Source organism: Novosphingobium sp. TK46 (assembly GCF_055361525.1).
In genome coordinates, this window is the sequence record NZ_CM143963.1 from 2,586,663 (window position 1) to 2,606,564 (window position 19,902).

Annotated in this window: 14 protein-coding genes and 1 tRNA gene; 6 read left to right on the plus strand and 9 right to left on the minus strand. The window is 64.7% G+C overall.

What is annotated here, in order from left to right:
* Positions 1-21: 21 nt before the first annotated feature.
* Genes ACXJ1Z_RS12335 through ACXJ1Z_RS12345 form a run of 3 tightly spaced genes read right to left on the minus strand, consistent with a single transcriptional unit; the run spans position 22 to position 5,919 of the window.
* Entirely contained in the window at positions 22-1,491 is a 1,470-nt protein-coding gene (locus tag ACXJ1Z_RS12335; protein WP_463777002.1) for an efflux transporter outer membrane subunit, read from the minus strand.
* Positions 1,488-4,724 carry an efflux RND transporter permease subunit gene (locus ACXJ1Z_RS12340; protein ID WP_463781245.1) on the minus strand — a complete coding sequence of 1,079 codons (3,237 nt, stop codon included), beginning with the start codon at positions 4,722-4,724 and terminating at the stop codon, positions 1,488-1,490. The genes ACXJ1Z_RS12335 and ACXJ1Z_RS12340 overlap by 4 nt, the downstream gene beginning before the upstream one ends.
* Before the next feature lie 7 nt (positions 4,725-4,731).
* Positions 4,732-5,919, minus strand: a complete 1,188-nt coding sequence (locus ACXJ1Z_RS12345) for an efflux RND transporter periplasmic adaptor subunit (RefSeq protein WP_463777004.1) — start codon at positions 5,917-5,919, stop codon at positions 4,732-4,734.
* Positions 5,920-6,297: 378 nt separating this feature from the next.
* Between ACXJ1Z_RS12345 and ACXJ1Z_RS12350 the strand changes: the two genes are divergently transcribed.
* From ACXJ1Z_RS12350 to ACXJ1Z_RS12360, 3 genes are all read left to right on the plus strand, one after another.
* The gene (locus ACXJ1Z_RS12350) at positions 6,298-7,440 is read left to right on the plus strand and encodes a hypothetical protein (RefSeq protein WP_463777006.1); all 1,143 of its coding nucleotides are present in this window, start codon (positions 6,298-6,300) and stop codon (positions 7,438-7,440) included.
* A gap of 447 nt (positions 7,441-7,887) precedes the next feature.
* Entirely contained in the window at positions 7,888-9,105 is a 1,218-nt protein-coding gene (locus tag ACXJ1Z_RS12355; protein WP_463777007.1) for a VWA domain-containing protein, read from the plus strand.
* A gap of 9 nt (positions 9,106-9,114) precedes the next feature.
* On the plus strand, positions 9,115-9,381 hold the full coding sequence (locus ACXJ1Z_RS12360) for an AAA family ATPase (protein WP_463781246.1): 267 nt from the start codon (positions 9,115-9,117) through the stop codon (positions 9,379-9,381).
* On the opposite strand, the gene ACXJ1Z_RS12365 is transcribed toward ACXJ1Z_RS12360, so the two are convergent.
* The 5 genes from ACXJ1Z_RS12365 to infA form a co-directional block, all read right to left on the minus strand.
* Positions 9,344-9,419: transfer RNA gene (locus ACXJ1Z_RS12365), tRNA-Phe, on the minus strand. The genes ACXJ1Z_RS12360 and ACXJ1Z_RS12365 overlap by 38 nt on opposite strands.
* A gap of 100 nt (positions 9,420-9,519) precedes the next feature.
* Positions 9,520-9,696 carry a DNA gyrase inhibitor YacG gene (gene yacG, locus ACXJ1Z_RS12370; protein ID WP_463777008.1) on the minus strand — a complete coding sequence of 59 codons (177 nt, stop codon included), beginning with the start codon at positions 9,694-9,696 and terminating at the stop codon, positions 9,520-9,522.
* Positions 9,693-10,673: an Rne/Rng family ribonuclease gene (locus ACXJ1Z_RS12375; RefSeq protein WP_463777010.1), complete on the minus strand. Its 981-nt coding sequence runs from the start codon at positions 10,671-10,673 to the stop codon at positions 9,693-9,695. Before ACXJ1Z_RS12375 ends, yacG begins: the two co-directional genes overlap by 4 nt.
* Positions 10,666-11,271, minus strand: coding sequence for a Maf family protein (locus ACXJ1Z_RS12380; protein ID WP_463777011.1), 606 nt, complete (start codon positions 11,269-11,271; stop codon positions 10,666-10,668). Before ACXJ1Z_RS12380 ends, ACXJ1Z_RS12375 begins: the two co-directional genes overlap by 8 nt.
* 20 nt (positions 11,272-11,291) lie before the next feature.
* Positions 11,292-11,540, minus strand: a complete 249-nt coding sequence (gene infA / locus ACXJ1Z_RS12385; RefSeq protein ID WP_463777012.1) for a translation initiation factor IF-1 — start codon at positions 11,538-11,540, stop codon at positions 11,292-11,294.
* Positions 11,541-11,706: 166 nt separating this feature from the next.
* Here infA and uvrC point away from each other — a divergent pair, with 166 nt between their 5' ends.
* A complete protein-coding gene (uvrC, locus tag ACXJ1Z_RS12390; protein WP_463777013.1) occupies positions 11,707-13,650 on the plus strand; it encodes an excinuclease ABC subunit UvrC in 1,944 nt (647 codons plus the stop codon).
* Between the two features lie 9 nt (positions 13,651-13,659).
* Here the strand turns inward: uvrC and ACXJ1Z_RS12395 are convergent, their stop codons facing one another.
* Positions 13,660-14,967 (minus strand): FAD-dependent oxidoreductase, encoded by a 1,308-nt coding sequence (locus ACXJ1Z_RS12395; protein ID WP_463777014.1) that lies wholly within the window; start codon positions 14,965-14,967, stop codon positions 13,660-13,662.
* Positions 14,968-15,169: 202 nt separating this feature from the next.
* Here ACXJ1Z_RS12395 and ACXJ1Z_RS12400 point away from each other — a divergent pair, with 202 nt between their 5' ends.
* Both ACXJ1Z_RS12400 and lepA read left to right on the plus strand, forming a co-directional pair.
* Positions 15,170-17,899: an EAL domain-containing protein gene (locus tag ACXJ1Z_RS12400; RefSeq protein ID WP_463777016.1), complete on the plus strand. Its 2,730-nt coding sequence runs from the start codon at positions 15,170-15,172 to the stop codon at positions 17,897-17,899.
* A gap of 31 nt (positions 17,900-17,930) precedes the next feature.
* Positions 17,931-19,733, plus strand: coding sequence for a translation elongation factor 4 (gene lepA / locus ACXJ1Z_RS12405; RefSeq protein WP_463777017.1), 1,803 nt, complete (start codon positions 17,931-17,933; stop codon positions 19,731-19,733).
* Positions 19,734-19,902: the final 169 nt, after the last annotated feature.

Consider the following 19,902-nt stretch of genomic DNA (forward strand, 5'->3'; position numbering starts at 1 on the left):
CCAAAACCGCCCGGATTTCGGTCAGGGGCGGGGTTCCGCTCCGGGCGCGGTGGCGGTGGCGGCATCGCCACCCAGCACTCGATAGAGCGTCACGCGGTTGGTGGCGAGCGCGAGGCGGGTTGATACTTCCGCACGTTGCGCGGTGTAGAGGCTGCGCTGGGCGTCGAGGCTCGACAGGAAGCTGTCGACACCAAAGCGATAGCGGGCCTCGGTCAGTTTCGCGGTGTCGGCTGCGGCGGTCGTGTTGGCGCTCGCCGCGCGAAGCCGCTCGCCCAGTGTGCCCTGATCGGCAAGCGCATCGGCCACTTCGCGAAATGCGCTTTGGATCGCGCGTTCGTAGCTGGCGACTGCGGCATCGCGGCGGGCTTTGCTTGCTTCCACATTGGCGACCCGGCCGCCGGCGTTGAACAACGAATACGAGGCGCCGCCGCCGGCTGACCAGTTGAACGCGCCGCCCTTGAACAGCGATCCCAGCGCGGTGCTGGCGAACCCGAGCAGGCCGGTCAACGTGATCGAAGGAAACAGCTGCGCGCGAGCCACGCCGATGTCGGCATTGGCGGCGCGCAGATCGTACTCGGCCTGGACAACATCCGGGCGGCGCAGCAGCACTTGCGAATTGGTGCCCGCAGGTAGCGTCGCAAGCGAGGAGAGCACTTCGCTGATGCCACCGGGCAGCAGGGTCTGGTCGAACTCTGCGCCGATGAGCAGGCGCATCACGTTGGCATCCTGCGCCAATGCCGTTTGCTGCTCGGCCAGGTCGCCACGCGCGGTCTCGAGAATCTGCTCAGCCTGGCGCAGGTCGGTTCGCGGTGAGACACCACCTTTCAGGCGCAATCGGGTAAGTTCGACGCTGCGCTGCGCATTGCGGGCGGTCGCCTCGGCAACCCCCATCAGATCGCGATCGGCCGCATATGTCGCCCAGGTCTGCGCCAGATCCGCGATCAGGCCGAGGCGGACGGTACGTGCCGCAGCCTCGGTACCGAGCGCGGCATTGCGCTGCGCCTCGGTAGCATTGGCGTACTTGCCGAAGAAATCGAGTTCGAAACTGGAGATACCGCCTTGCACCGAATACGACCACCGGCGAGTGGCGCCGCTCGTCGTGCCGGTGCCGCCATTGGTGCCAGTGTTGACGTTCGAGTTGCCACGATCCGCGTACGTCGCCGAGGTATTGGCGCCGATCGCGGGAAACTGGTCGGCACGCACCACCCGCACTTGCGCCCGAGCCTCGCCGAGGTTTGCGGCGGCAACGCGGATGTCGCGGTTGTTCTCCAGCGCAAGGGTAATGAGCTGCTGCAGCCGGGGATCACGGAAGATCTCGGTATAGGAAACGACCGGCAACCGCGCTTCGCTCTGCGCAAGATAGGCGTCGCCCACCGGCCAGCCTTGGGGAACCGGTGGGGTCGGCGCGACATACTTCGGCGCCAGCGAGCATGCGCCAAGGGAAAGAACGACGAACGGCGCCACACAGCGTAAAAGCGATTGACGCATCATGCCGGCTCACCATTCGCGCGATCGCCACGAACCGGCGCGTCGGGATCGTGGTCAGCGTCATGATCCTTGTGGCCCAACCGATCGCGCGCGGCAGCTATGCCATCCCTCACGCCACGGCGCACGAGCACGAAGAAAAGCGGGATGTAGAACAGCGCGAGGATCGTAGCGGTCAGCATGCCGCCGATGACCGCGGTACCGATCGCCACGCGGCTATTGGCACCGGCCCCGGTGGCGAGCGCCAATGGCAAGACACCGAAAATGAAGGCGAAGCTCGTCATCAGGATCGGACGCAGGCGGATGCGCGCGGCCTCTACCGCAGCGTCGATCACCCGCTTGCCTTGTCTTTCCGCCTGTTCGGCGAACTCGATCATCAGGATCGCATTTTTTGCGGCGAGGCCCATGGTGGTGAGCAGACCGATCTGCAGATAGACGTCGTTCTCCAGCCCCCGCAGCGTGACCGCGAATATGGCCCCGACGAGGCCCAGCGGAATGATCAACAGCACTGCCACCGGGATCGACCAGCTTTCATACAGCGCGGCCAGGCACAGGAATACGACCACTAGGGACAGACCGTAGAGCAAGGGCCCTTGGCCAGAGCTCAGGCGTTCCTGAAACGAGGCACCGGCCCAGGCGACGCTGGTGCCCGGGATCTTGTTCGCAAGTTCCTCCATGATGTCCATCGCGGTTCCCGAGCTCACCCCAGGCGCGGCCTGGCCCGAGAATTCGTACGCCGGGATGCCGTTGAAACGGGACGTGGTGCTGGGCACTGTCGACCAGCCGGTCTGCGCGAATGCGGAAAAGGGCGACATCGCGCCCGTGCTCGACCGCACGTACCACTGAGCCAGATCCTCTGGCTTGGTCCGGTAAGGTGCATCGCCCTGGACATACACGCGCTTGACGCGGCCCTTGTCGATGAAATCGTTGACGTATGTGCCGCCCCATGCGGTTGCCAGGGTGCTGTTCACATCGGCGAGGCGGATACCATAGGCGGTGACGCGTTGTGGATCGGCATTGATCGACATGGTGGCGACGTCGGGCAAATCGCTGAGGCGCACGCCGGCCAGTCGCTCATCGGCATTGGCTGCGGCGAGGAGCTTGTCACGCGCCTCCACGAACTTGGCGCGGGTCATTCCGCTGGCATTCTGCAATTCCATCGTGAAGCCGGACGATTGACCCAAACCCCGGACCGCTGCGGGAACCAGCGCGAAGACCTGAGCGTCTCGCAAGGCCGGAAAGGATTTCGACGCGCGCTGAACGATGCCATCGGCGCTGTTTTCCTTGCCGGAACGATCCGACCAGTCCTTCAGCTTGACGAAGCCGCTGCCGGTGTTCTGTCCAGCTGCGCCCTGTCCGCCGCCGGAAACCGTGAACATGACATCGACATTGGCTTTTTCCTTGGTCAGGAAATAGCGTTCGATCTCTTTTTGCACGACTTGCGTGCGTCCGAGCACGGTGCCGGCCGGAAGGCGGTACTGGACCTGTACCGTGCCCTGGTCCTCGGTCGGAAGGAACCCGCTTGGCAGGCGGAAGAACAAGATCGCCATGATCGCGACCACCGCCGCATAGATCAGCAGGAACAGCCATTTGCGATCGACGGTGCGGGTGACCGTGCCGGCATAACGATCGCTCAACCGCTCGAACCCGCGGTTGAACGCATCGCTGAACTGCACTAGCCGGTCGCCTACTGCCGGGAAATGGCGGCGCATGAAGCCTGGCTGCTTCTCCTCGGTCTTGGCCTTGAGTAAGGTGGCGGTCAGGGCAGGGCTGAGGATAAGCGCCACCAGCACCGACAGTACCATCGCGGTGATGACGGTGAGCGAGAACTGGCGGTAGATGACGCCGGTCGACCCACCGAAGAAAGCCATCGGCAGGAATACGGCCGACAGCACCAACGCGATCGCGACCAGCGCCACGGTCAATTCGTCCATCGACTTGATCGTCGCTTCTCGCGGGCTCATGCCCGGATTTTCTTCCAGCAGCCGCTCGACGTTCTCGACCACGACGATCGCGTCATCGACCAGCAGGCCGATCGCCAGAACAAGACCGAACAGCGTGAGCGTGTTGATCGAGAAGCCGACGACATAGAACACCGCAAACGTGCCCAGCAGCACGACCGGCACGGCGATGGTCGGGATCAGCGTGGCGCGCCAGCTTTGCAGGAACACGAACATCACCACCACGACGAGCGCGATCGCCTCGAGCAGAGCCTTCTCGACTTCCTCGACCGACAGTTTAATGAAGGCGGTGGTGTCGCTGCCGTAAACGTATTCCAGCCCTTCGGGCATGTCGCGAGTCAGCTCCTTCATCCGTGCCTTCACCGCCTCGGCGGTGCGCAGCGCGTCCGCGCCGGGGGACAGGGAGATGGAGATACCAGCCCCAGGGTGCCCGTTGACGCGGCTGACCACGGCATAGCTGTCCGCGCCGATCTCGACCCGCCCGACATCGCCGACGGTCACGGTGGATCCGTCCGGCTGCGTCTTGATCACGATCGCGCGGAACTGCTCGGGCGTCTGCAGCCGGGACTGAGCAGTAACAGTGGCGTTGAGCATCTGCGCGTCGGGTGAGGGGGTGCCGCCCACTTCGCCCGCCGCGACTTCGGTGTTCTGGGTCTGAATGGCGGACGTGACATCACTGGGCATCAGGCTGACCGCAGCCAACTTGCGCGGGTCGAGCCATATACGCATGGCGTGTGGTGCACCGTAGACGTTGACGTCACCCACGCCATTGATGCGCGAGAGGGGGTCCTGGATGTTCGACGCGAGATAGTCCGAGACGTCCTGGTTCGATCGCGTATCGGTCGAATCATACACCGCCGCCAGCATCAACTGATCGGGATTCGATTTCGTGACACGTACGCCTTGCTGCTGCACTTGCTGCGGCAAACGCGGGATCGCGCTTTGTACCTGGTTCTGCACCTGCACTTGCGCGATGTCGGGATCGGTGCCCTTCACGAAAGTCGCGCTGATGGTGGCACGGCCGCGGTTCGATGATTGCGAACTGAAATACAGCAGGCCATCGATCCCGGTAAGCTGTTGCTCGAGCACCTGCGTGACGCTGTTCTCGATCGCCTCGGCCTGCGCGCCCGGGTACGTCGCGGTGATGTTTACTTGGACCGGAGCGATGTCCGGGTATTCTTGGCTCGGCAGCATCGTCAGCGCGCCGGCACCGGCGAGCATGACGATGATCGCGATGACCCAGGCGAAGATCGGCCGGTCGATGAATATGCGCGAGATCAAGGGTTCAGCCGCCCCGCTTCTGAGCGCCGGATCGGCCCTGCTGCTGGGCGTCCGAAGGGGCCGTCTTGGTTGGATCCTGTGGCGTACTGGCAGCCACGGGCACGACCTGCGCACCCTGCTTCAGGCCGTTGAGACCCTGAAGGATGAACTTGTCGCCTTTCTTGATGCCGGAGCTGACCACCCAGTAATTACCGTAGGTGCGTGTGGTTGCGACCTTGCGGCGCACGACCTTGTTGTCGCCGCCGACGAGCATGAGGTAGGCCGAGCCATCGAAGTCGCGCTGCACCGCCTGTTGCGGGATCAGGAATACGTTGTTTTCGACCGCTTGGTTGAACACGGCGTTGACGAAAGTGCCGGGTAGCAGAATGCCCTGGGGATTGGGGAAGCGCGCCCGCAGGGTTACCGTACCGGTATCCTGGTTCACGGTGACCTCCGAGAACTGCACGGTTCCCGGCAAGGGATAATCGCTGCCGTCCTCGAACTTGAGCGTGACTTGCGTGCTGCCGGCCTCGATCCCGCCGCTACGCAGCTTGCGGCGCAGGGCGGTCAAGTCCGAGGCAGATTGCTGCATGTCGACGAACATCGGATCGGTACGCTGGATAATCGCCAGCGGAGTGGTCTGGCTGTTGCTGGCCAGCCCCCCGACGGTCACCAGCGAGCGTCCGATGCGGCCGCTGATCGGAGCGGGCACTGTAGTGAAGCGCAAGTTCACGCGCGCGGTTTCGAGCGCGGCGGCGTTCTGGGCGATGGTCGCGCGACCGACGCGGGCTTGCGCGGCGGCATCGGTATAATCTTGTGCCGCGACCGCTTCCATCGCAGCCAGGGGTTTGTAGCGCTCTGCCTTGGCGATGGCTGCTGCGGCGCTCGCCCGGGCGCTTTGTAGATTGGCTTCCGCCTGGTTGACGCTGGCGCGGTACAAACTGGGGTCGATCTGAAATAGCGGCTGCCCGGCGCGCACATAGCTGCCTTCGGTGAACAACCGCCGCTGGATCACGCCGGCCACCTGGGGGCGCACTTCGCTGGTCTCGAACGCGACGGTTCGCCCGCCAAGCGTCGCCGATTGCGGAACCGCACTGGGTGCGGCAACCATGAAACCTACTTTGGGCGGAGGCTTCTGGCGCTTTTCGTCGTCGGATTTGCCGCATCCGGACAGGAGCGCGACGCACAGTACCGTCACACCAAAAAAGGACATGGAAGATCGGGCGGCGCCAGCCCCGGGTTGGCAGCCACCCGCAACGGAGCGTCGGAACGTCAAATTATTCGCCTCGGTATAGATCAGCTTGCGTATCGAACCGTTTCTCGAACCGGGCAAGGCATGATCGCGCCGCAGCGACATTTTGCGACCGACGTGCACCAAGGGGCTGGGATCGCAGCCAACGCAGGTTTCGCGGCAAGCAGATCACTTCATGCAACGCGGCGCCAGCCCGCCGATCGGACGGGGTGGTACTGCAATGACCGCCCGGTGAACCAAGTCCGGAAGGGCTGTCCAAGGCGGTCGACAGGTGCTCAAAACTCTTGTCAAACCCGATGGGAGTGTCACCATTAGCCGCTTAGTGTCCCAGGAAACGCGATGCTCACATCCATCGTTCTGGTCCTCGCGGCGCAGGCAGCGGCCGCGACACCGACTTCTGAAATCGTGGTCAGAGCCCAGCGAATTGATGCCGCGCTAAACACGTGCCTCGCTAAAGGCTGCCCCACCTCCGAGGACATCCGCCTGTCGATCGCCCTTGCCGAGGCGCAGTTCGCCAATGGCGACTACAACGGCGCGCAGCATACGCTTCAGACCGCCATAGGGCGCAATAAGGGCGCTGCAAAAACGTATCCGCGGATGGTTGCCGCCCTCTACGAGGCGAGCGGTACGGTAAGCCTACATCGTGGTGACATGGACGCGCATCGTACCGCGCTTGTCGGGCAATCCAAGACGCTGCGGGATAATCTGCCGCCCAACGATCCGCAGGTGCTACTGCTCAGCATAGAACAAGGAGACTATTACGCTGCACGAGGCGACTGGCGTGAAGCGGAACGGCGGTATGCCGCTGCGGAACGTGGCTATGGGGAGGCGCAACAACCGCGGCTGGCGGCCCTGGCAGCGTTGCGGGGTGCTTATATGGCTTTCTCGCGCAAGAACCTGCAACTGAGTGAGAGCCGACTGCGTACGGTGGCAGCGATGCCCGCGGCGAACGATCCCGCCGTTGCGCAGTTGCGGGCGGTCTTGGGCGCCCGCATTGCCTCGGCGCGAGGTGAGGAAGGCGGGATCGAGAACTTGCTTGCCACGCTGCGCACCGAAGCGATCGTGGCGCCGGTGCTGCTGCACGAGCCTGAAGCTGACCCAACTGCCGATCAAGCCGCCGCGCAGGAGGCCGCACGTTACTGGGAGCCGAACCGGGCGGCGCCGGCCTCTAGCGAGGCTTCACCGATACAGTGGGCCGACATCGGCTACATGGTGGCAGCCGACGGCAGCGTGTCCGAAGTTGACGTGCTGCGCGGCAATCGCGACCTGCGCTGGACGGAACCGTTCGTGAAGCGCATCGCCGCTCGCCGTTATGCACCGCTTGCGCTCGCGCCCGGCCAGCCTGGGCTGTACCGGGTGGAGCGCCTCACCTGGCGCGCACAGCACCTTGCGCCAATCGGCTCGCTCATCAAGCGAGCGGCGGGGCCGCGGACCTTGCAAGTGCTGGATCTGACCAAGGCGGCCGCGCCGCTGCCCGATTGAGCCACCTCGTGCAGAAACGCGCCAGCAACCTTGTTGGAGCGGGCCAAATGCGAGATCACTAGTTCCTCGACTTGCAACGGCGATGGCGTAATCAAAGCATAGACCAGATCCGCCAGGTTCACGATGCTGGCCGGATCTGTCGGGGGAACACGAATGCGCATACAAGCTATCGTTGCGGTTACTCTGCTGCTTGTGCCTCCTGTTCCAGCTTACGCAGAGACGATGCAGGGTCCGGTTGCAGCTTCCGGTATGTGTCGGCGTGCAGCTCACCTTCCGACGCTGGTCCCAGAGCCTCCCATAGCGAAGCCGCAGCAGGCAAGAGCGTCAGGCAAGGGCTCTGTGGGCCGGCCGGCGATCGCTGCGGTGTCCGAGCCACCGCCACCGCCACCACCGCCACCACCGCCGCCGCCAGCTGCATCCCCCGTGGCAGGGGAGACGGGCGCTGATGTGGTCGTGACCAGCAGGAGAGTAGGCGCTGCCACGACCGCGTCGAGCGCTGGCGCCGATCTGGAGGAGGCGGTGAAAGGCGGTTCCGCATTCGCACCTCGTGCGCCGAGCCAGCGGCCAGGAGCAGGACTCCTTACTGCCGGTGAGCATGACGATTTGCTCAACCCGGAGCTCTACGCGAATTATGTCGAGCGGTTTCTCGCGTCGGAACCGCTCGCGGGTGTACCTCGTGTCGATACGAGCAGCGTCCTCACCATTGCCGTTCAGGACCCTGCGGGCCGACCCGTCCCTTTCGCCCCGGTAACGCTAACCTGCGCAGATGGAAATACGTTGACCCTGGCGACAGTCGCGGACGGTCGCGCAGTATTTTTCCCAGGACTCGATCAGCTCGGAGCCAAGGTTAGGGTGCTTGTACCTGGAGGTGACTCGCGAAGCATCGATCTGTCAGGACGAGGCGGAGCGATGCAAACGATGACGGTACGTGGTGCGCCACGCGCGGTTGAGTCGCTCGATCTGGCGGTCGTGCTCGACACCACTGGTAGCATGGGTGACGAAATCGCCTTCTTGCGAGAGGAGTTGCGGGCGATCCTCGACCGAGTTCATGCAGCGCATCCTGGTTTAAGCCTGCGTGTCGCGCTCGTGGCCTATCGCGACAAGGGCGATGAGTATGTGACGCGCACCTTTCCTTTCACGGGTGACCTCGCGAGACTGCAGCGCGATCTAGGGGGCTTGAGTGCGGGCGGAGGGGGCGACACGCCGGAAGCAGTGGAGCAGGCACTGGCGCGGGCGGCCGCTCTGAAGTGGCGTCCGGATGCGGTAAAGTCACTGTTGTGGGTCGCAGATGCACCGCCGCACGCAGACGACGTGGCATCCAGCTGGCAGGCAGCCGAGGCACTCCGAGAGAAGCGGGTGCAAATCGTGCCGGTCGCCTCGTCCGACACCAACGGAGGGGCGGAGTACATCATGCGTGCGGCTGCTGCGCTCACGCAGTCTCGCTATCTCTTTCTCACTGACGATAGCGGCATCGGCAACGCGCATGCTCCACCGGCGATCGATTGCTATAAGGTGACGAGCCTTGCCGATGCGGTTCGTCGAGTGCTCGATGCGCAGATCTCCGGTCGCCGCATCGAACCAGAGCGAGCCGAAGTGATCAGGACCGTCGGCACTTATGACGCCGGTCGCTGCGTCTTGCCGAGCGGTTGGAAGCCAGGCCAGTGACACACATGCATGAACTGCGGGTGCTACCCGGGGGTCGGTAAGACGATGTTGGCGCGCTGGCTGGCGTCTCAGCTTGGCCGTCCGCTTATCACGCTCGACCTAGTAACGGTGATGCGCAGCTATCTTGGAAAGACAGGCTCCAGTATCCGCTCGGCGCTCGAATACGCGACCAGTGGTTCGAAAAACGTGGATTGCTGCAGTGTTGTAAAGGGCAGGGCGACCTATGCGATAGCCCAACTGGTGCCCGGGGACGGATTCGAACCGCCGACACCGTGATTTTCAGTCACGTGCTCTACCAACTGAGCTACCCGGGCATCGCCGGACTTGTGCCTGTTAAGGAGCGTCCAGCGGTTGGAGCAGCGCCTATGGCGAAGGCGATCCGCCTTGGCAACCCCAGATTCGGCGATCGTGCGATCACGCGTCTTCGTCGTCATCCTTGGCTGGATCGGTCGTCGGGCGACCGGGCAGGGCGTAGCCGTCGTCGAGCCACTGAAGCAGGTCGCGATCGCGGCAGCGCGTGGAGCAGAATGGCGTGTGCTCGGCTTGGCGGGGTTTGCCGCAGATCGGGCAGGGGCGGTTCGGTCGACTCATGATGGCACCGCCTGGGCGAAGCCGCCCAGCGGCGCAAGGCCTGCGTCGGCCTGCCAGCGGACGGCGCGCCCGGTGCGCCTCTCCACTTCGGCCTTCCACACCGGGGTAAGTGCAGCCATCACGTCGGGATGGGCGGTAGCCAGGATCATGCCCGGGGCGGCAACATCCTCGATCCGTCGTAAGAGCTGCAAGGCGCCTGCTCGGGCTGGATCCTGGCGAATCTCGGCCAGGATCGAGGGGCGTTCGAGTCGCGCGACCAACTGGACGAAGCCGAAGCCGTTGATCGCGGTGCGCTGGTGCGGCCAGTCGACCAAAGCGGATCCTAGTGCCTCGTCAAGCGCGCGACGCTCGGCGCGTCCTTCGATCGAGGGGAAGTCGATGCCGATCGATCCGGCGATGTCGAGTCGGTGCAGCGCCCTGGCGACGACGGGAACTGCCGCCATGGCGAGGCGTGCGGGTGGCAAGGTGCCGTCGACATCGATCAATGTCATCGCCGGCGTGGGACTGAGCACCAGCGTGCCGCCATCAAAAGCGATCGTACCATCGTGCGCTTCCTCGATGATGTAGGGCCATTCGTCCGGAGCGAAGCGGCGCACCACGCGCACCGATGTGCCGTCTGCCTGCAAGGATTGATCCAGCGCGGGCGCGGAGCGAGGAGCGGCGTCTGTCGGACGAGCCTGCGCGCGCTTGTACCGGCCAATCTCGGCGATGGCGGCACGTGTGACAAGCGCGCGAAACGGTGCACCCTCGCGGGCGTCAATGGGCAGGCCGTCCACCAGCGCTTCTTCGCCATTGTCGAACAGCAGCGTGCCACGGCGTGCTCCGGCGGTGCGGGAGATGAGCTTGGCGTCGGCGATCAATCCGGGGGCGAGGCGGCCAGGGCGCTGGATCCGTGCGGCGCAGACCTCGCCGGCTTCGATCAGGATGGCCCGGTCTTCACCGATGCCCCGCTCGACCAGCCAGACGGCGTCAGGCAATCGTGAAACCGGCGGCGCGCAACAGGGCGCGCGTTTCGAACAGCGGCAGGCCGACCACGCCCGAATGGCTGCCGGCGATCGCCGCGATCAGGCCTTCGGCGCTGCCCTGGATGGCATAGCCACCGGCCTTGCCGTCCCACTCGCCCCCGGCGATGTATGCGTCGATCTCCTGAGGGCTCAATCGCTTGAAGCGCACGACGGTATCGCTGATCCGTTCGCGCAAGGAGCCGTCCGGCGCCTTGAGTGCCACGGCGGAGAGCACATGATGGCGCCGGCCGGAGAGCAGTTCGAGGCAGCGGCGCGCGGTCGCCTCATCCTCGGCCTTGGGCAGGATCCGCCGGCCAAGCGCGACGACCGTGTCGCCGGCCAGCACATGATCGTCGCCGCCCGGGACCGCCAAAGCCTTTTCGCGCGCCATGCGTTTGGCATAGACGCGCGGCAGTTCTTGCGGGGCGGGTGTCTCGTCGATGTCGGCGGCGGCGATGGCGTCCGGCACCAGGCCAAGCCGCGCGATCAGTTCGCGGCGGCGCGGGCTGGCGGACGCAAGGATAAGCCGGGGAGCGGTTCGCTCTCCGGCTTCGATCTGCTTACCATCCATGTCTGCGCTCGGAACCGGCCTCAGCCGAACTGGCCGGGGCCGCCACGACCCGGCATGAACCGATAGGTGATCCGCGCCTTGGTGAGATCGTAGGGGGTAAGTTCGCACAAGACCTCGTCACCCACCAGCACGCGGATGCGGTTCTTTCGCATCTTGCCGGCGGTGTGGCCGAGGACTTCGTGGCCGTTTTCCAGCTCCACCCGGAACATCGCGTTCGGCAGTAGTTCAACTACCTTGCCGCGCATCTCGAGGAGTTCTTCTTTCGCCATAGGCGATCAGTTTCCGTTCGTCTTGTTCATCATCGGGGCGGCACATAGCTATCGCGATGGCAAAAGGGAAGCGTTGCGACGTGCCCGGCGCAAGCTGCGGCGGTTTGGCGTGATAACCGCTTGCGGTGCAGTTCCCTTTTCGTCCCACCGCTCCTAAATCGCGCTCATGACTCGAACCCCCGCCGGCAGGCCCGATTTGCCCAAAGGCACCGAACGTTTCCACGAAGACCGTGCGACCTATACCGTACGCGGCTCCGACCAGCCCGACTTGAAGGCCGGCGTCGAGGTGATCCGCGACACCGTGCGCACGCTCAAGCCGTGTCCGGGCGTCTACCGCATGCAGGATGCCAAGGGCGACGTCCTCTATGTCGGCAAGGCGCGCGCGCTGAAGAACCGCGTCGCCAACTATACTCAGTGGGAGCGGCTGACCGGCCGCCTGCAGCGCATGGTCAGCCAAACGCGCAGCATGACGATCGTCACCACCAACTCCGAGGCAGAGGCGCTGCTGCTGGAAGCGCAGCTGATCAAGCGCTTCCGCCCGCCCTACAACGTGCTGCTGCGCGACGATAAGTCGTTTCCCTTCATTCTGCTGCGCTCGGAACATGCCTTCCCGCGCATCACCAAGCATCGCGGCGCGCGCAACGCCAAGGGCAACTATTATGGCCCGTTCGCCAGCGCGGGCTCGGTGAACACCACCATCAACGCGCTGCAGAAGCTGTTCCTGTTACGCAGCTGCACCGACAGCTTCTTCTCGCGGCGCGACCGGCCGTGCCTGCTGTACCAGATCAAGCGCTGCTCGGCGCCGTGCGTCGGGCGCATCGACGGCGAAGGTTACGGCGAGCTGGTGCGCGAGGCGAAGGACTTCTTGGGCGGCAAGTCCAGCGCGGTGCAGAAGAAGATCGAAAGCCAGATGGCCGAGGCGGCGCAGGCGCTCGACTACGAGCGCGCGGCGATGCTGCGCGACCGGCTGCGCGCAGCGACCTTCATCCAGGGCAGCCAAGCGATCAACGCCGAGGGCATGGACAACGCCGACATATTCGCGATGGCCTGTAAGGGCGGGCATGTCGGGGTGCAGGCGTTCTTCATCCGCGGCGGCCAGAATTGGGGCCACCGGGCGTTCTTCCCGACCCATACCGAGGGCTTGTCCGAGGCGGAGATCATGACCGCGTTCCTGGCGCAGTTCTACGAGGAGGTGCCGCCAGCGCGCACGATCCTGGTCGATCGCGAACTGCCCGAGGCGGATCTGCTGGCCGAGGCGTTCCGCGAAGGCGCGGGCGGCAAGGTCGAAATCTCGGTTCCCCAGCGCGGCAATCGGCGCAACCTGATGGCACAGGCCACGCGCAACGCGGTCGAGGCGCTGGACCGGCGCCTGGCGGAGCGCGGCACCCAGGCCAAGGTGATGGCGGACCTCGCCGAGTTCCTCGAGCTGCCGGAGATCCCGAAGCGGATCGAGGTCTACGACAACAGCCACATCTCGGGCACCAAGGCGCTGGGGGCGATGGTGGTCGCGGGTCCGGAGGGGTTCATCAAGGCCCAGTACCGCAAGTTCAACATAAAGAGCGCACAGACCGACGACGACTACGCGATGATGCGCGAGGTCATGGCCCGCCGCTTCGGCCGCATCATGGAGGAGGACCCGGATCGCGAGGGCGGCACCTGGCCCGACCTGGTGCTGATCGATGGCGGCAAGGGGCAGATGAGCTCGGTGCGCAGCGTGATCGACGAGCTCGGGATCGAGGACATCGTGCTGATCGCCATCGCCAAGGGCCCGCACCACGGCCGCGAGGGACGCGAGGTGTTCCACTTCGCCGACGGACGCGAGAAGATGCTGCCGGAGAACTCACAGCTGCTGTTCTACCTCCAGCGCCTGCGCGACGAGGTCCACCGCTTCGCCATCGGCGCCCACCGCGCCAAGCGCAGCCGCGCGATCACCGCCAGCCCGTTGGATGAGATTCCCGGCATTGGCCCGGCCCGGAAGCGGGCGCTGCTGCTGCATTTCGGCACGGCGGGAAGGGTGCGCGCGGCGAGCCTGCAGGACTTGCAGCATGCTCCGGGTGTGAGTGCGGCGGTGGCGCAGGCGATTTACGACTTTTACCATCCAAGTGGGTGAGGGCGCCGTTCAACCCTGTGTCGCGGCAATCATCTCCTGGACCAGCACGAACTTCTCACGCGGGGAGCCGGCGCGAGCGTTGGCGATTTCGGCCTCCTCGATCTTTTTCCAGTCGCGAAAGCGCACGATCTTGAGGTCGCGGGCGGCGGCGATCGCGTCGAAGCCCTTGCCGCCGGCTTTGTCCGCACCTGCGCCGATATCCTCGGCCACCTTCTCGATGATCGCGTAGCCGTCCGGGCGGTTGGTGCCGATGGTTCCGGTGGGGCCACGCCGCGCCCAGCCGACGCAGTAGAGACCGGGCTGGATGCGCCCATCCTCGTTGGCGAAGCGTCCGGCCTTGTCGTCGAACGGCACGTCGGGGATCGGCGAAGTCTGATAGCCGATACAGGCGACCACCAGCCCGGCGGGGATGTCGTAAGTCTCGCCGGTTGCGACCGGGCGGCCCTCGACCAGTTCGGTGCGCTCGACGGTGATCGAGTCCACCCGGTCGGTGCCGGTGATGGCCACGGGCGAAGCGAAGAAGTCGAACTCGACCCGCACCGCCTTTGCCGAACATTCCTCTACAGGCCGATCGGCAAAGGCACGCAGATGCGCGACCGACTTGCGCTGGCCGGGATCGAGCGCGGCATCCTCGGCCAAGTCAGGCAGGTCCGCCGGATCGACGATGGGGCAGGCGCGAGACAGATGACCCAGTTCGCCAAGCTCCTTGGGCGTCATTGCGATCTGGTGCGGGCCGCGCCGGCCGAGCACGACGATCCGCTCGATCTTCGCCTTGGCCAGCGCGTCGAGCGCGTGGGCGACGATGTCGCTGCCGGCAAACTCGTCCTGCGACTTCGCCAGGATGCGCGCCACGTCGAGCGCGACGTTGCCGTTGCCGATCACCACCGCGGTTTGATGCGCCAGATGCGGATCGAGCCCGGCGAAGCCTGGATGCCCATTGTACCAGCCGACGAACGAGGCGCTGCCGAACACGTTGGTCAGCTCCTCGCCGGGTAGCCCCAGCTTGCGGTCGTGCGGTGCGCCGGTGGCGAGGATTACCGCGTCGTACAGGTCCTGCAGTTCGGGAATGGTGAGGTCGCTGCCGATCTTGACGTTACCCAGGAACCGGACGTTGCCCGTCAATGCGGTCGTCTCATAGCGGCGCGAGACCGCCTTGATCGACTGGTGATCGGGCGCCACGCCGCTGCGGATGAGCCCGAACGGCACCGGCAGGCTATCGTAGACGTCGACCCGCACTTGTTCGCCCCACAGCTTGAGCGCGGCTTCGGCGGTATAGTATCCAGCCGGACCTGAGCCGACGATCGCGATCTGCCTCATGCGTGTGATGCCATGGCGTGAGTTCTCCCTTGGCGCCCATTTTTTTGGCGCTCTAGGACGCTAGCAAGCATGGTGCCCGACGGTCTGGCAAGCGCAAAGCGTTCACGGGTGTGACCTGACGGTGGTGTGGCGAACCGGCGGGCGCGTCGGCCCGATGCAGGCTTAACCGATTGGCAAGCGCAACCAGTGCATGGTGCAATCCATGACGATGAATGGCGATGGCTCCAGTTCGATCCGAAAGCGCCTTGTCGCGCCTGCAGTGCATGCAAAAACCGCCGCAACGCCGGCGACCGAGACGCCGACGATCGCACGCGCTGAGGCGGATCGCCGTCGCAAACCACGTATGGGTGCACTCAAGCCGGCAATCAAGCGAATCGAGGATCCCCTGCGCGACCTGGTTCCCGGCAAGTGGCGGCTGATGGGCCCGGCCTTTATTGCAGCGCTTCTGCTGATCGCATTGGCATCCTGGTCGCTTCCGGGCTGGACGTCGCTGGTCTCGATGGTCGCTGCGATCGGCATCTGCGGCGCCGTGCCTGTGATAACCCAGGTGCAGGCGGCGGGTCAGGGCAGCGAATGGTGGCGCTATCCGCTTGTCGTTGCGACGATCGCTTTGCCCACCGCGCTGTTCGGGATCGGTGCGGCACACTGGGCGGTTCTGCCCGATGGCGGCAACTGGGTCGTATCGCTTGGCGCGATTGCAATCCTGTCGGTCGTCGCGATGGCGTTGCTCGATGGCCGGTTGACTTCGAACGTCGCCGCTACCCTCGGATTGTGGCTCGGCCCTTGCGTATTGAGCGGCAGCCTTGCCGCCCCGGGCTTGCTGATCCTGGGTATCGCCATCGGCCTTTTCGTCTCCTGGCGCGACATCGGCCGCATGGCATTCGAGACCCAGGCGCGTGCCGAGCGCCAGCATGAACAACGCCGCGCCGAGGAGCTGCTGGCCGAATACGAGGATACCGGACAAGGCTGGTTCTGGGAAACGGATCGGCGTGGCCACCTGACCTACGTTTCGCATCGCATCGCCAAGCTGCTCGGCAAATCGCAAGCCACGCTCGAGGGCAGGCCCTTCACCGAAATCTTCGTACTCGAGAACCAGCAGATGGAAAGCGAACGCACCTTGGTGTTTCACTTGTCCACCCGCTCATCTTTTCACGAGCTGCCGGTTCGCGCAGCGACGTCCGAGGCAGAGGAACGCTGGTGGTCGATCACCGGGCGGCCGGTGATCGACCAGTTCAACAACTTTCTGGGTTTTCGCGGATCGGGCACCGATCTGACCGAAACCCGCAAGTCGCAGCGCCATGTCGTCGAACTGGCACGCTCCGATTCGCTGACCAAGTTGGCAAACCGCTTTCAGATGGCCGAGTGGCTTGAGAAGATCCTGGAAGCGCCACGGGTCGAGAACAAGGCATGCGCGGTGTTCCTGCTCGATCTCGATCGGTTCAAGCAGGTGAACGACACGATGGGCCATCCCGCCGGTGATGCGCTGCTAAAACAAGTGGCCGATCGCCTGCGCAGCACCGTAGGCACCAGCGGACAAGTGGGGCGGCTGGGTGGCGATGAGTTCAAGGTTATCCTGCCGGGCCGCCGCGCGCGTGACGAACTGGCGAACCTGGCGCGCCGGATCATCGAGAACCTGTCGCAGCCATATTCGATCGACGGCGCGCGCATCAGCATCGGCGCCTCGCTGGGTGTCGCTCTCTCCCCGGACGATGGTAGCACCTGCGAAGAACTGATCCGCAACGCCGATCTTGCGCTTTATGCCGCCAAGGACGGGGGGCGAGGGCGCCATCACTTCTATGCCCACGATCTGCACAGCGATGCGCAGGAACGCCAGCAACTGGAGCAGGATCTGCGTGACGCGATCGCGCAGGGTAGCCTGGAACTCTACTATCAACCGCAAGTCCGCGTCACCACCGAGCGGATCACCGGATTGGAGGCGCTATTGCGCTGGAACCACCCTCGTTTCGGCTACCTCTCGCCGGCCAAGTTCGTGCCGGTGGCAGAGGAGGCGGGGCTCATCCCACAGATTGGCGAGTGGGCGCTGCGAACCGCCTGCCATGACATGGCCCAGTGGCCCGACGAGGTACGCGTGGCGGTGAACGTCTCGCCATTGCAATTCGCCAATCCGGCCTTGCCGTCCATCGTCACCAGCGCGCTCGCGGCGGCCGGTGTCTTGCCGCACCGGCTCGAGTTGGAGATTACCGAAAGCGTATTCCTTGGGGAAGAAAAGGCGACCGAACCCATGTTTGCCGCCCTCAAGCGTGTGGGTGTGCGACTGGCACTGGACGATTTCGGAACCGGTTATTCCTCGCTTGGCTATCTCAAGAGCGCTCCGTTCGACAAGATCAAGATCGACCAGAGCTTCGTGCGCGGTGCGACGGTGGAAGGTAGTCGCAATGGTGCGATCATCGCCTCGATCGTCAGCCTTGCGGAAGCGCTGGGGATGGAAACCACCGCCGAAGGCGTCGAGACGCTGGACGAACTCGACCTTGTGCGCGTTCTTGGTTGCAGCCACGTGCAAGGCTACATCTATGAAAAGCCGCTGAGCAGCGCCGATACCATGGTTCGTCTCGCGGCGGGGCTTTCCGCGAAGGCCACAGGCCCGCGCTCTGCCCGGGCGCCGCGCCAGACGATGTTGCGCAAGGTGCGGCTCGATTGCGAAGGGCAGGAATACGAAGGCACGGTGCGCAACATCTCGCGTAATGGTGCGATGATCGAGGGATTGTGGAACGTGCCTCCCGGTACGGTATTCGAGGTTCAACTGGCCGATGGGCTGCAGGTCCTCGCGACCTGCCGCTGGTGTGACGAGGACCGCATGGGCGTGGAACTCGACAGGCCTCTGCCCGTAGACGCCAGCGGATCGGTGCTGTTTGTGCCGCCTCGGGTCGTGCGGGAGGTTGCGGAGGGTGGGGCGTTTCGCAAGGCAGGCTGACATGTTGGTGGCTGGGTGCTAACGGCGCGCCATGACCGAACTCAGCCTGATCCGTAACTTTAGCATTATTGCCCACATCGACCATGGCAAGTCGACCCTCGCCGACCGCCTGATCCAGCGCACCGGCGGGCTGACCGCGCGCGAGATGTCGGCGCAAGTCCTTGATAACATGGACATCGAGAAGGAGCGCGGGATCACCATCAAGGCGCAGACGGTGCGCCTGAACTACACCGCCAAGGACGGGCTGACCTACGCCCTCAACCTCATGGACACCCCCGGCCACGTCGACTTCGCCTACGAGGTCAGCCGCAGCCTCGCCGCGTGCGAGGGCGCGCTCCTCGTCGTCGACGCAGCACAGGGCGTCGAGGCGCAGACGCTCGCCAACGTCTACCAGTCGATCGAGCACGACCACGAGATCGTCCCCGTCATCAACAAGATCGATCTCCCCGCCGCCGAGCCCGAAAAGGTCCGCGCCGAGATCGAGGACATCATCGGCATCGACGCCAGCGGCGCGGTCATGGCCAGCGCCAAGTCCGGCATCGGCATCGACGAAGTGCTCGAAGCCATCGTCACCAAGATCCCGCCGCCCAAGGGCGAGCGCGACAAGCCCCTCACCGCCATGCTGGTCGATTCATGGTACGACCCGTACCTGGGCGTCGTCATCCTCGTGCGCGTGATCGACGGCGTCATCCGCAAGGGCCTGCAGGTCAAGTTCATGCAAGGCGGCACCGAGCACCTGATCGACCGCGTCGGCGCCTTCACCCCCAAGCGCATAGACCTGCCCGAACTCGGCCCCGGCGAGATCGGCTTCATCACCGCACAGATCAAGGAAGTCGAACAGGCCAAGGTCGGCGACACCGTCACCACCGTGAAGGGCGGCGCGACGCAGGCGCTGCCCGGCTACAAGGAAGTGCAGCCGGTGGTGTTCTGCGGCCTGTTCCCGGTCGACGCCGCCGACTTCGACAAGCTGCGCGAATCGATAGGCCGCCTGCGCCTCAACGACGCGTCGTTCACCTTCGAGATGGAATCGAGCGCCGCACTCGGCTTCGGCTTTCGCTGCGGGTTCCTGGGGCTGCTCCACCTCGAGATCATCCAGGAACGCCTCAGCCGCGAATACGATCTCGACCTCATCACCACCGCGCCATCCGTGGTCTACCGCCTGCTGATGACCGACGGCACGATCAAGGAACTGCACAACCCGGCCGACATGCCCGACCCGGTCAAGATCGCCGAGATGGAAGAGCCCTGGATCAAGGCGACGATCTACACGCCCGACGAATACTTGGGCTCGATCCTCAAGCTGTGCCAGGACCGTCGCGGCATCCAGATCGACCTCACCTACATCGGCGGCCGCGCCCAGGTGACCTACGAACTGCCGCTCAACGAAGTGGTGTTCGACTTCTACGATCGCCTCAAGTCGATCAGCCGCGGCTACGCCAGCTTCGACTACGAGCAGATCGGCCTGCGCGAGGGCGACCTCGTCATGATGAACATCCTGGTCAACAACGAGCCGGTCGACGCGCTGAGCATGATCGTCCACCGCAGCCAGGCCGAAGCCCGCGGCCGCGGCCTCGTCGAGCGCCTCAAGGAACTGATCCCCCGGCACATGTTCAAGGTGCCCATCCAGGCCGCGATCGGCGCAAAGGTGATCGCCCGCGAGACCATCAGCGCCATGCGCAAGGACGTGACCGCCAAGTGCTACGGCGGCGACATCAGCCGCAAGAAGAAGCTGCTCGACAAGCAAAAGGAAGGCAAGAAGCGGATGCGGGAGTATGGCAACGTGTCCATCCCGCAGGAGGCGTTTATTGCGGCGCTGCGGATGGGTGAAGAATGATCACGCCCTTACGGGCTTGATCATCCTGTCCCGACTTCGTCATGCTGAACTTGTTTCAGCATCCATTTCACCAGAAGGCCTGACGCCTGATCGGCGCGACACAAGGCACGAAGAGAAAGTGCGAGGGCCATCGCCCTCGCGCTCCCGGGAATTGGCTACCTCGGCTTTG